Genomic DNA, 11,625 nt, shown 5'->3' with positions numbered 1-11,625 from the left:
GCTCGCGAGCCGTAGCGCCGGTCTGCCGCAGACCGGCGCTACACTGGCCGCGACCACTCAGATGGCCTGCGCATGCTGGCCGTGCACGAAGTGATACGGGGAGCGCGTTTCACGCGGTTGCGGGCCTAGAAACTCCAGCAGCACCTCGCGGGTGTCGCGGCAGGCCGCCTTGTGTTCCATGTCCAGGAAATGGCCGGCGCTGCGAATCGGCCTGAAGTGGCTGTGGCGCACGTGCCGGGAAAATTGCCGGGCGTCGTGGGCAGTGGTGTATTCGTCCCATTCACCGTTCATGAACAGCACCGGAATGTCGATGGCCTGTGCGGCCCGCAGGGCCCGCCCAAGGTCGTGATCCAGCACCTGATGGATGTGGAAGTGCATCTGCGCATACTCATGCTCGGCCAGGCTGCTGACGTGGCGATGATTGAAACGCTTGAACAGCGAGGGCAGGTGCTTGCCGATGGTGTCGTTGACCAGTTTGCCCATCTGCTGGCGGTCGCAGGTGCGCAGGTAGTGCGAGCCGCGCTCCAGGTAGTCGCGCATCGGTTCGTTGATCACCGGCGAGAACGAGCTGACCACGGCCTTGCGAATGCGCCGCGGCTTGCTGGCCAGTGCCAGCAGGGTGCAGGCACCGCCCCATGAAAACGACATCAGGTGGTCGGCGGCGAAGTGGTCGATCAGCTCCAGCAGGATCCGGCCTTCGGTTTCCTTGGTCAGCAGGTGGTCGTTGCGGTTGTGTGCCCGGGACTTGCCCGAGTAGGGCTGGTCGTACAGCACGACGTTGAACTGCGGATGCAGGTTGCGCACCGTCTGGGCGAAAGACGCTGTGGTGGCGAGCGAGCCGTTGATCAGGATGATCGTCTTCTCTGCGGCGTCCGCGCGATAGAACTCCGTGTAAACCCGGTACTGACCCTGTATATCCAGCACAGCAATTTCTGGCCTCATGTCATCGACTCCTGGCGCAAAAAGGGTATCCGTGCAAGCAAGCTTGCCCGGTCTTCATGACAGGTAGGCATACGCCTTGAAATGAAACGAGGGGCCCTGTGTCGATCCGTTGCCGGCTGGTCGACGGGTATTGTTGTTCGGTGGGCAATCTGCCGGACGCCAGCGCTTCGGGGCGCCGGTCACCTGCAGAAAGGTGCCTAGGACTGCGTTCGTGACCGATTGGTCACATGCAGACTGACGGTTGGATTCAAGCAGGCGCCCGGCCAACCCGCAAGTGCCGTTGGCGCAATCGATGATTTTTTTGCCGAGCGGTCGTGGCGTCAGATGGCCAGGATTTCATCCTGGCTCAGCGCACGGTATTGCCCCGGGGCCAGCTGCGGGTCCAGGTGCAGCGGGCCCATGCGCTCGCGGTGCAGGCGCGTGACCTTGTTGTCGAAGAAGCCGAACATGCGTTTGACCTGGTGATAGCGCCCCTCGACGATGCTCAGGCGCGCGCTGTGGCTGCCCAGCAGGGTGAGCTCGGCGGGGAGGGTGGTGAGGTTTTCGAAGGCGAAGTAGATGCCCTGGCCAAAGGTTGGCGCATAGGCGTCGGTGATCGGCTGCTCGGTCTCGACGTAGTAGGTTTTCGCCAGCCCTGTCTTGGGCTGGGTCAGGCGACGTGACCACTGGCCATCGTTGGTCAGCAGCAGCAACCCGGTGGTGTTGAAGTCCAGGCGCCCGGCGATGTGCAGGTCGTTCCGGTCGGGTTCGTCGAGCAGGTCGAGCACGGTGCGGTGCTGCGGGTCGACGGTGGCGCTGACGCAACCCATCGGCTTGTGCAGCATCAGGTAGCGCGGTGCACGCCCGGCTTGCAGCACCTGCTGGTCGACCTCGACGCGGCTGAACTCGCGTACCTCATGGTGCGGGTCGGTGATGGCCACGCCATCCACCCGCACCCGTCGTTGCACCAGCAGCAGGCGCACCTGCTGGCGGTTGAAACATGGCAGGTTGCTGAGAAAACGGTCGAGGCGCATGGCGGTTGGGCGTACAGAGGTGGGCGCGCAGTCTAACGGTTCGGCGCAGGCTTGGCTGCCTGCAATCGGGCATCGACCAGGGCGCATCGCGGGCACAGGCAGGCACTGTTGCGCAAATGCGCCGGCAGCGCTTCGAGCACGCGGGGATCGATCTGCACGCTGTAGCACCAGCAGGCCTGGGTGGCGCTGCGCGGGTCGGCGAGGCTGCACTGGTTGCTGGCGCCGCAGGCGGGGCACAGGCGGGTATCGTTCATGGTGGTGGCTACCGGGGGCGACGTTTTACAGTTCCGAGCAGACGCGATTGCGTCCACCCTGTTTGGCGCGGTACAGCGCATCATCGGCGCGGGCGATCAGGGTGTGCAAGGTATCGTCGGACCGATGGGCGCTCAAGCCGATGCTCACGGTCAGGTCGAGCACCTTGTCGGCATAGCCGAAGGCCAGTTGCTCGGTGCGCAGGCGAATCTTTTCGGCAACCGCCCGTGCGGCGTCGGCGTCGGTGTTCTTGAGCAGCACGAGAAACTCCTCGCCGCCCCAACGACAGATGATGTCGGTATGGCGCAGGCAGCTTTCCAGGATGCGCGCGAACTGACGCAGCACTTCGTCGCCGGCCAGATGGCCGTGGGTATCGTTGAGGACCTTGAAGTGGTCCAGGTCGAGCAGCAGTGCCACCAGCGGCATGGGCTCGCGCTCGGTGTCGAGCAGGGCCTGTGCCGCCAGCAGGTCGAAGGCGCGTCGGTTGGGCAGGCCGGTCAGGCTGTCGAGGGTTGCCAGGGTCTGGATGTTGTCCTGATGGCGACGGATCATCGCATTGAGCAGCGACAGCACCACCAGGGTGATCATCGCGCAGATCACCAGGTTCATGTACAGCGACTGGCGTGCACTGTCCAGGGCCGTGCCGTCGCGTTTGTCGACGAACAGGTACCAGTCGAGCTCGGGGATCAGGCGTACATTGAGAAAGTGGCTGTGCCCATCATGGTTGTATTCGCGGTTGCCCTCCACCGGCACGGGCATTTTCTGCTGCAGGTCGGCCAGCGCTGGCACCTCGCGCAGCGTGAGCCCGCTGTGTACGCCTTCGGGGCCGCCGGCAGACCCGGTGAGCACGATGCGACCGCTGGCATCGACGAAATACACCGTACGCTGATAGCGCAACTGGTAGTCGCTCAGGCGCCTGATCACCGCTTCGACCGTCAGCCCGACGCCAGCCGCGCCGATGAACCTGCCCTGGTAGTCGAACACCTTGTAGTTGATGAAGACGGTGGGCTTGTCCTGGTTGGCCATGTCCAGGTCGACGTTGATCTCGTAGGGCGTGTCCATCGCCTTGACGCGTGCGTACCAGCGGTCACGCTCCGTGCGCGGGTCGACATGCTTGAGTACGCCCTTGGCCTGGTAGTAGATGCCGCTGGCCTCGGAGACAAAAAACGCCGTGTAGGCATTCTGATGCGCCATCACTTCATTGAGGTAGCGGGTGATGGGCATCGGGTCCTGTTCGCCGGCCAGGGCCCAGTCACGCAGGAAGGTGTTCTGGGCCATCATCGAGGCGATCACCACCGGGCGCACCAGGTCCCGCTGGATTTCGGAGTAGACGGTATCGGAGGTCAGCGGCAGCTCGGTGTTGATGATGTTGTCGCGGATCTCGCTGCGCGAGGCAAAGTAGCTGAGCAGCGACGTGGCCAGAAAGCCGCAGCCAAGCAACAACAGCAATGCCAGCATCAACGAGCGTTGCGAGAACAGGGCGTAACGAAGCGGCATGGCAGATCCGTGGCGGGTACCGATGCGTCTTATTCTAGAGGGGCGCGCAGAAAATAACTGGACGATTTTCAGGGGTATCGGCCTTGTCACAATTTATTTCGAAAAACGCACGGCACGTCGATTCGGTGGTCTTAGCCTATGTCGATGAACGCTTGCCGATCGACGCCGACCAGCGCCGCTGGGATGTGCAGTTCAGCGGTCCGGGAGGCCGCCATGTATCGCCGACTTTTGCTGATTGTTGTGCTGGGTGTGCTGACCAGCGCCTGTGCTCCGTATTACGGTGGCCAGGGCTACTACCGCAGTGATGTGTACACCGTGGACCGCTATGAATACCGTGGTTACGACCGTGGTTATCCCTACAACAGGGGGTACTACGTGGTGCCGCAGCCTCGCTATTACGCCCCCGCGCCGCGTTACTACCGCCCGGCGCCCGTGCCTCAGTACCGCCCGGTACCGGGGCATGGCTACTACAATGTGCGCCCCGCCCCAGGGCGTTACTACCAGAACCCGCGCTATGGTCAGGGGCAGCAGTGGCATCAGGGGCGGGACAATGACCGTGGGCGCGATCATGGGCGTGACCGGGGTCGCAGCGACAACGGCTGGGGCGATCGCAACTCGCACCGGTGAACATCGCATTCGCTGGCTTCACACAAGGTCAGCCAGCGGATGCCTCCCCTCCCATGCCTTGCTGAAGTGCGCCTGCACCACTGCCTGGGGGACCTGAGCAACTTCCTGCCAATGCCAATGCGGCGTCTGGTCCTTGTCCACCAGGCGCGCGCGTACCCCTTCGCTGAACTCCGGATGCCGGCAGCAGTTCAGGCTCATCGCATATTCCATCTGCAGCACCTGCCCCAGCGACAGGTAGCGCGCCCGCGCGATCTGCTGCCACACCAGGTGCGCGGTCAGCGGGCAGCCTTCGGTGAGGGTGCGTGCCGCCTTGGCCAGGACCTCGTCGTCGTGCATGCGCCACTGTGCGATCGCCCGCCAGGCACAGGCCGGGTCGCTGACATCGAGCAGCGCGTCGATCTGCGCCCGGCGTGGCAGCCATCGGGCCGGCGGCAACTCGGCCAGCGCCTGCTGCTGCAACGCCTTGAGCAGGCTGTTGAGCTGCATCGCGGTCTGCTCCTGCCAGTTCAGTTGCAACAGCCCTTCAATCAGCTCGTCCTGCTGGTTTTCGCCCATGAAGCGGTCCGCCAGGCCCAGGTCCAGTGCATCGCGTGCATTGATCGGCGCGCCAGTCAGCCCAAGGAACAGGCCAAGACGCCCTGGCAGCCGGTTCAGAAACCAGCTGGCGCCCACGTCCGGGTACAGGCCGATACTGATTTCCGGCATCGCCAGGCGGCTGCTCGGGGTCACGATGCGTACCGTGCTGGCCTGCAGCAGGCCCATGCCGCCGCCCAGCACATGCCCGTGCCCCCAGCACAGCAGAGGCTTGGGGTAATGGTGCAGGTCATAGTCGAGCCGGTACTCGGCGGCGAAGAAACGCGCCGCCAGCGGCGGCACTTCACCAGGCTGTGCGCGGCACGCCTCCACAAGACTGCGCACATCGCCCCCCGCGCAGAACGCCCGGTCACCCAGCCCGCGCAGCAGCACGCAGACGATGCCGTCATCCTTGGCCCAGCTTTGCAGGTGGGTGCTCAACTGCTCGATCATCGGCAACGACAGGGCGTTGAGCGACTGGGGCGCATCCAGGCTGGCAACGCCGATGCGGGCGCCATCGACGCCGGTGAGTACTTCGAACGCTACGGCCATGGGCCACCTCACTGCGGTTATCCCGACAAGTATGGCTACTGTCACCGATCATGCCGGTCGCCGGTCGGATCGATTGACAAGCGCTGGCAGCTTTCCTAGTGTCCGCCCCCATTGCCTACGGGAGTGCCCATGACCAACGATGACCGCATCAAACTCGAACCGAGCTGGAAAGACGCTCTGCGCGGCGAATTCGAACAGCCCTACATGCAGCAACTGCGTGAGTTCCTGCGTCAGGAATATGCGGCCGGCAAGGAGATCTATCCCCCGGGGCCGCTGATCTTCAATGCGCTCAACTCCACACCGCTGGACCAGGTCAAAGTGGTGATTCTGGGGCAGGACCCCTACCACGGCCCGGGCCAGGCACACGGCCTGTGCTTCTCGGTGCAGCCTGGGGTGCCCGCGCCGCCGTCGTTGGTGAACATCTACAAGGAGTTGCAGCGCGACCTGAACATCCCGATCCCGAACCACGGCTACCTGCAGAGCTGGGCCGAACAGGGCGTGCTGCTGCTCAATACCACCATGACCGTGGAGCGCTCGATTGCCGCGTCGCATGCCAAAAAAGGCTGGGAGTCGTTCACCGACCGCATCATCCAGCTGGTCAGTGAGCGCCAGCCCGCCACCGTGTTCCTGTTGTGGGGCAAGCATGCCCAGAGCAAGTCTGTGCTGATCGACGGTACCAAGCATCTGGTGCTCAAGTCGGTGCATCCTTCACCGTTGTCGGCCTACCGTGGCTTCATCGGCTGCGGGCATTTCAGCCGGGCCAACAAGTTTCTGGAACAGCACGGGCTGGCGCCGGTGCAGTGGGCGCTACCGGCGTTGTAAGCGCACCTACCTGGTATTTCTGTCAGTTTCGCGAAGCGTATTCCGCCATTACATTTGCGCCATGGCTGTGAGTCGAGCAGCGCCCTGAAATGGTTTTGACCACCAGGCCCGAGGAATACGCAGATGACCAAACTGAGCATGATGGGGTCAGGCCGCAGCGGCCAATCGATCGGTATTTTGATTCTGCCTACATTGCGGGTTCCTGCTGCACTGCCTCTGCTGGCCGACGAGGCAGGGGTGTATACAATTCCACTGGCCAATCAGACCCGGCCGCTGGCAGTTCTCATCGAGAGTGCCTGGCCAGGTTACGAACAAGACTATTTTGATGGCGCAATACTGCATTTTGATCTGATATGGGGCAGCGCCGTATCGAGTGGGGCTGAAAACGGTGTAGTGGTTGGAAGCTGGGAAGTGCCAATGACGGCCGATCCCGCAGACCTTTTTCCGCTGGATGCGGCTATACCTGAGCCCTACCTGCGCACTCAAGGAATCTTCTACGTTTCCTACCGGGTATGGATCACAGAGGTACTCAACCCGGAGACCTCCCAGCCCGCCGCAGTGTTTCTTGACAAGACCGCCCCCAACAACGGCCAAGCCGGTAATCCCCCCGCATTGAATGAAAACACGCGCACCATCGATCAAGCTTACCTGGTACGCAACAACGACAGGGTTATCGTCAGGGTCGAGCTGTGGCCGGACGTGCGGTTGGAGGATGTGATCGAAGTCTTCCTTGAACCGTCGAAAGGCCCCCTGTTCGACCCCCTGGCGAGGCTGCAGATCCAGCAGTCGCACAAGGATCAGGGCTTTGTCGAGTTGACGATCAGGGGCGACGATGTTCGCAGGAAAGCCAACGGTTCGCGAGTGCTCTACTACTGGCTGATGGATCGCGCTAGCAATCGGGGAGCCATCTCCTTGTCCTTGCCCCTGACCGTGAATGTGGCGCAGCCAATTGTGCTGCCTGCGCCTCAGGTGCCGCTGGCTGAAGATGGTTTGGTCGACCTTGAGGACGCCCGTCGCGGTGTGCAGGTGCATATTCCACGTATCGTAGACGCGCGTACTGGGGACACCCTGCAAGCCTATTGGAATGGACGCACATTGGCACCTTACACCGTACCGTCCACCGCCACCTGGCCCGTTAGGTTGCCTGTGGCGTGGGAAATCCTGGCCGCCGATGGCTTTTCGGGGCGCACTGCTTGCAAGGTGTACTACACGCTGACTCGGGAAATCACCTCAACCTCCTCAACAGTTGCATTCGAGATAGACCTGAGTGTCGCAGGCCCCGACCCTGAAGGCCCCGATCCTATTCACCGATTGCTAAAGCCGGTAGTGGTGAAAGGCAGAACAGGTGACAACATCCTGACCCGCCAGGACATGAACCTGCCAGTCACTGTCGAGGTGACGCTGTATGCAGTGCCTGAGCCAGGCGAAATACTTGAATTGTATTGGGGTAATAACGCCGACGTGGTCGCTACCTACACCGTGAAGGCAGGCGATACCGCAGGCAGCGTCGTCAGGTTTTCCCCCGTGCCCTATGCCGCAGTGCTGGCTGCGGGAGATGGGCCCGCGATTGCGGTGTTCTACTGGACGTTCAATGGCGTCAACCGCCATCGTGCCCGTGATACGCATGTGCGGGTTGCTGTCCAGCCAATCGTTGGCTTCAAACCGGTAAAATTTCCTGATGTCACGCTCTGGGGGTGGATCAACTGCCAGAAAAAACCCTGGAACGGTATACGTATCAGCGTGCCAGGCAACCCTGGATTGTGGGGCGTAGGGGACAACGTCGAAGTGTCCTGGCAACTGTTTCGCACTCTTGAGGGGGCTTCATCAACGCCCCCCACGGGATCACTGACTGATGTTGTTTATTTCGATCCCATCAAGCTGTCTACCCCGGCGCAGGTTAATAACGGCTTTATGTTTACGATGACACGCTTTGCCGATTTGGTCCTGCAACCCCTTAAGCGTGCCAATGAGGCAGATGGCAAGGATGTCGAGGGGGTTGCAGTAGTGAATTACAGAGTGGCCAGAGCGGATGGACAGGGTGGTGAATCCGATCGGGAGATGACTTTCATATCGCTACAACTTCCGAATGGCTCGGTATGTGATGGTAGCAACGTTTAGCCGCGGTTAAATCGGCCAGGTACTTCGCACCTGACGTAGGAACATGGTAGCGGCATTAGCAAGTATCGAACGTATGAAGCAATCAGCGGCGCACAGGCTGATTGAGGAAGCGTCACGTGCCTGTTGTGTGTTTAGCAAATCTACCTGAAATGGAGAGTCAAGATGACTATTTTAGAAAAGGCAAATACCGGTGAAGCCGCCAAGGCAAAAAATCCCGCGATTGCAGAGTACCGGGCCAAGCGTGATCAGGATAATAAAACTGCATTGGAAAAGGGTCTTCAAGCAGTTGTTACGCACAGTAATGAACTTAAAGCCGCCAAGGCGCCCACGGGGTTCGGGGTGATGAGCGTCGGCGGGGTGAATGCAGTTGAAGATTTTGTGATGGATAATGTATTGCCTGCTGCAGACGATGGTAAGGTCAATCTTTTTCACCGAGACCAGTTCAAGTCGGGGCTAATGTTGGAGATTCCATTGTGGGTGCCTTCGGGGGGGGATGATGGCAGTTTCGATTATGTAACTCTGCATGTAAATGGTGTTCCGGTTGTCAACGGCGTAGAAGACGGTGTGCAGTATACCTACAAGTTTGAAGTGCCTGTTGCTGCCACCGATCTTCCTGGTCGTTTCGTCATCCCTTTCAACAGTTTGAAAGTGGGCGGGGATGGTATCAAATTGATTGGTTACTCGGTGTATAGTAATGAGACGGGCAACAAAGAAGAATCTGAAATTCAACTGCTGACACTGGATTTGCTGGACCCCGCGTTGAACGATAACCCCGCGCCAATCGAGTACCCTGCCGACGTGACTGATGGCGTCGTTACCCTGAAATACCTTGCTGAGCACAGCGGTACATTGACGCTTCATGTTCCTCCTTATTTTGATTATTACCCGGGCGACAAATATCAGTTGTACATCGCTGGTAACCCGGTACCTGTTCGCAGTGGCGACGTTCCCCCAGAGGCAGAGGACGATGGCTTCGACATCGAACTCGATGAGGACACTATCAAAGCGATTGGCGAAGGTGTTTCGGTGCTCCAGTACAAGCTTGAGGACCGGGCTGGGAATCGCTCGGACTTTTCCATCCCGGTTCACCTGACGGTGCGTCTGACCCCCGAACCCGAGGACCTGCTGAAGCCGCTGGTACCCGCTGCACCGATTAGTCGGGAGGACGCCCGCACTGGCGTGGAAGCTATCGTGCCGGCTTTTAAAAACGCTCAGGCAGGCGATGAAATTCGGGTGTATTACCGTGATGAGGACACTGTAAAAGTCATTATCTGGCCGAATGATCGGGTCACCTTTAACTGGGATGAGATTGCTTTGCCCAATGACCAGGTGAAAGACCCAGCGGTACGGGTATGGTATGACGTCATTCGTGGCAAGAACACCTGGACATCGCCCGACACCGAGGTGGCGGTTGACTTGACCACCATAGGCCCCGACCCTGTCGGGCCTGGACCGATCAACGCCACGCTGGTACCGGTTCGCGCTCAAGGCAACAGTTCGAAACAACCTGGTTTTATTCGCCCAGCGGATGTCGGCTCAGGTGCGGTTCTGCTCTTTACCGTGTACGAGAATGCGAAAGTGGGTGAGTTCGTCCGGTTGTTCTATGGTCGAAAAGACAATGCAGTTACACACACCATCGCCGCAGGCGAAACACCGGGGACTGTCATCTCTATCCCGATTCCCTGGAATTTCGTCGAGAGCCTGGGCAATGGCACCATCGCGATCGGTTACGAAATCCAGGAAACCGAAACCACCGGCAACCCGCAACAGGCGGTCGATGGCAGCGTAGAGGTCAGTATTGCCACCGTGACGGTAACTGCAAAAGTGACATTCCCGGATCGCATTGGCGGTAGCAGCGATGTACCGGGTACAACGCCAGTGACCGCTTTGGGTATATTGAATTGTGAACGTCCTCGTCCTTTGCCAGACGGTATCAGGTTGGCGATCGCAGAGCGTGCGGGAGTGTTATCCAAAGATGATCTTGTATTTATTACACTCAGCGTGTGCAGCGATAAGGCCGGTTCAATAGTTGTCACTGACAGGACGCGGGAAATACCGGTGGTTGTCAGTGATCAAGAGGCTACTTCAAATCGAATCGAGCGTGTGTTGCCACTGCTCAAGTCTTACTTCGAAATCGCTGACCAGCCTGGCAAGTACTATGAATTGGGGTCGTTCCGCGCCAGTTGGCGGATCGTAAAGGCCGGTAATATTCCGGGTAGCTCTCAGGCATCGGCCGTGCGTTATGCCCTGCGTAAGCCAGGTGGCGGTTTGTGTCTGCCTCAGAGCTGACAGTCGCGTGCTGGGGGAAACCCCAGCACGCTGCGTTGGTGAGGAATTAAATGCAAGCTACCTAGGAAATTTCCTACATATCTCACTATTCAATACCCCTAGGCTATGTACCTTTGAAGTTACGAGTCGAGGCAGTCGCCTCAATTCAACTGATTATTTTTCAAGGGGTCCATGCATGCGAACTACAATCGATAAAACAAGCGCAAAAAAGCCGCTGTTTGTATTTATGAATATGTTGATGCTATTGCCATGGGCGCTTGCAAGTGAGCAGGCATTGGCCATTCTAGTTGATAACCAGACGCTGACACTTACCGCTGCAGATGCACCGGATACTTATGATCTCGTCAATGGTGCAGTGCTGACTACCCAGGATGCTTCCACGTTGTCCATTCGTGTTACCGCGTCGACCGTGCAGCTCAATGGCGGCACTATCTCGGGCGGCAGTTCCAACGGCTTGCACCTGTTTGGCAGCAACGCGACCGTGAATGGGGCAGTTGTTTCCTCAACGGGCGCTGTCGGGATGGCCATAGCACGGGTAGGGGCCGCACCGTCCACCGCCACTGTCAGCAACAGCACTATTACCGGCGCTAGGCTGGGGGCCCAGGTGTCCGCCAGGAGCACATTGAACATCAGCGGGACCACGGTCACTGGCAGCAATGCCGACGGCATCGGCCTAGCGATCCTTGGCGGCACTGTCACCGCTACTTCCGGTACGCAATTCAACGGTACAGCGGCCGGAGTTCGCATCGGGCGCGAGTCAGCCATCAATTCGCAAGCGCCGACACTCACCTTGGATAACTCCAGTGCCACTGGCGGTACGGGCCCTGCAGTTCTGGTGCGCACTGATACGGTCGCTGAAATCAATGTTAGAAATGGTTCGACCTTGAACGGTGGTAACGGCGTCATTCTTGAGGTCCAGGGCCCTGCCACGGCCAACCTG

At 59.7% G+C, this 11,625-nt stretch carries 9 protein-coding genes; 4 read left to right on the top strand and 5 right to left on the bottom strand.

Going from position 1 to position 11,625, the window contains the following annotated elements:
* Positions 1 to 57: 57 nt before the first annotated feature.
* The 4 genes from DN388_RS02345 to DN388_RS02330 form a co-directional block, all read right to left on the bottom strand.
* On the bottom strand, positions 58 to 942 hold the full coding sequence (locus DN388_RS02345) for an alpha/beta fold hydrolase (protein WP_043860083.1): 885 nt from the start codon (positions 940 to 942) through the stop codon (positions 58 to 60).
* Positions 943 to 1,262: 320 nt separating this feature from the next.
* A complete protein-coding gene (locus tag DN388_RS02340; protein ID WP_254996578.1) occupies positions 1,263 to 1,955 on the bottom strand; it encodes a pseudouridine synthase in 693 nt (230 codons plus the stop codon).
* Between the two features lie 32 nt (positions 1,956 to 1,987).
* Positions 1,988 to 2,209 carry a cysteine-rich CWC family protein gene (locus DN388_RS02335; RefSeq protein WP_058540929.1) on the bottom strand — a complete coding sequence of 74 codons (222 nt, stop codon included), beginning with the start codon at positions 2,207 to 2,209 and terminating at the stop codon, positions 1,988 to 1,990.
* A 25-nt stretch (positions 2,210 to 2,234) separates the two neighbouring features.
* Complete coding sequence (locus DN388_RS02330; RefSeq protein WP_254996577.1) at positions 2,235 to 3,704, bottom strand: sensor domain-containing diguanylate cyclase; 1,470 nt, start codon at positions 3,702 to 3,704, stop codon at positions 2,235 to 2,237.
* Between the two features lie 213 nt (positions 3,705 to 3,917).
* On the opposite strand from DN388_RS02330, the gene DN388_RS02325 reads away from it, so the two are divergent.
* Complete coding sequence (locus tag DN388_RS02325; protein ID WP_254996576.1) at positions 3,918 to 4,331, top strand: hypothetical protein; 414 nt, start codon at positions 3,918 to 3,920, stop codon at positions 4,329 to 4,331.
* Between the two features lie 18 nt (positions 4,332 to 4,349).
* On the opposite strand, the gene DN388_RS02320 is transcribed toward DN388_RS02325, so the two are convergent.
* A complete protein-coding gene (locus DN388_RS02320; RefSeq protein ID WP_043860088.1) occupies positions 4,350 to 5,456 on the bottom strand; it encodes an enoyl-CoA hydratase/isomerase family protein in 1,107 nt (368 codons plus the stop codon).
* Positions 5,457 to 5,585: 129 nt separating this feature from the next.
* On the opposite strand from DN388_RS02320, the gene ung reads away from it, so the two are divergent.
* From ung to DN388_RS02305, 3 genes are all read left to right on the top strand, one after another.
* Positions 5,586 to 6,278, top strand: coding sequence for a uracil-DNA glycosylase (ung, locus tag DN388_RS02315; protein ID WP_078480616.1), 693 nt, complete (start codon positions 5,586 to 5,588; stop codon positions 6,276 to 6,278).
* A 123-nt stretch (positions 6,279 to 6,401) separates the two neighbouring features.
* Positions 6,402 to 8,396, top strand: a complete 1,995-nt coding sequence (locus tag DN388_RS02310) for a hypothetical protein (RefSeq protein WP_100633574.1) — start codon at positions 6,402 to 6,404, stop codon at positions 8,394 to 8,396.
* 162 nt (positions 8,397 to 8,558) lie between these two features.
* Positions 8,559 to 10,685 (top strand): hypothetical protein, encoded by a 2,127-nt coding sequence (locus tag DN388_RS02305; RefSeq protein WP_254996575.1) that lies wholly within the window; start codon positions 8,559 to 8,561, stop codon positions 10,683 to 10,685.
* Positions 10,686 to 11,625: the final 940 nt, after the last annotated feature.

Origin of the sequence: Pseudomonas sp. S12(2018) (genome assembly GCF_024355235.1) — a bacterium.
GTDB lineage: Bacteria > Pseudomonadota > Gammaproteobacteria > Pseudomonadales > Pseudomonadaceae > Aquipseudomonas > Aquipseudomonas palmensis.
Note: the sequence above shows the minus strand (reverse complement) of the source record. Positions and strands in the feature narration are given on the sequence as shown.

Coding starts and splice junctions, on each gene's coding strand:
- DN388_RS02345 (WP_043860083.1), bottom strand. CDS start 942: ATGAGGCCAGAAATTGCTGTGCTGGATATACAGGGTCAGTACCGGGTT.
- DN388_RS02340 (WP_254996578.1), bottom strand. CDS start 1,955: ATGCGCCTCGACCGTTTTCTCAGCAACCTGCCATGTTTCAACCGCCAG.
- DN388_RS02335 (WP_058540929.1), bottom strand. CDS start 2,209: ATGAACGATACCCGCCTGTGCCCCGCCTGCGGCGCCAGCAACCAGTGC.
- DN388_RS02330 (WP_254996577.1), bottom strand. CDS start 3,704: ATGCCGCTTCGTTACGCCCTGTTCTCGCAACGCTCGTTGATGCTGGCA.
- DN388_RS02325 (WP_254996576.1), top strand. CDS start 3,918: ATGTATCGCCGACTTTTGCTGATTGTTGTGCTGGGTGTGCTGACCAGC.
- DN388_RS02320 (WP_043860088.1), bottom strand. CDS start 5,456: ATGGCCGTAGCGTTCGAAGTACTCACCGGCGTCGATGGCGCCCGCATC.
- ung (WP_078480616.1), top strand. CDS start 5,586: ATGACCAACGATGACCGCATCAAACTCGAACCGAGCTGGAAAGACGCT.
- DN388_RS02310 (WP_100633574.1), top strand. CDS start 6,402: ATGACCAAACTGAGCATGATGGGGTCAGGCCGCAGCGGCCAATCGATC.
- DN388_RS02305 (WP_254996575.1), top strand. CDS start 8,559: ATGACTATTTTAGAAAAGGCAAATACCGGTGAAGCCGCCAAGGCAAAA.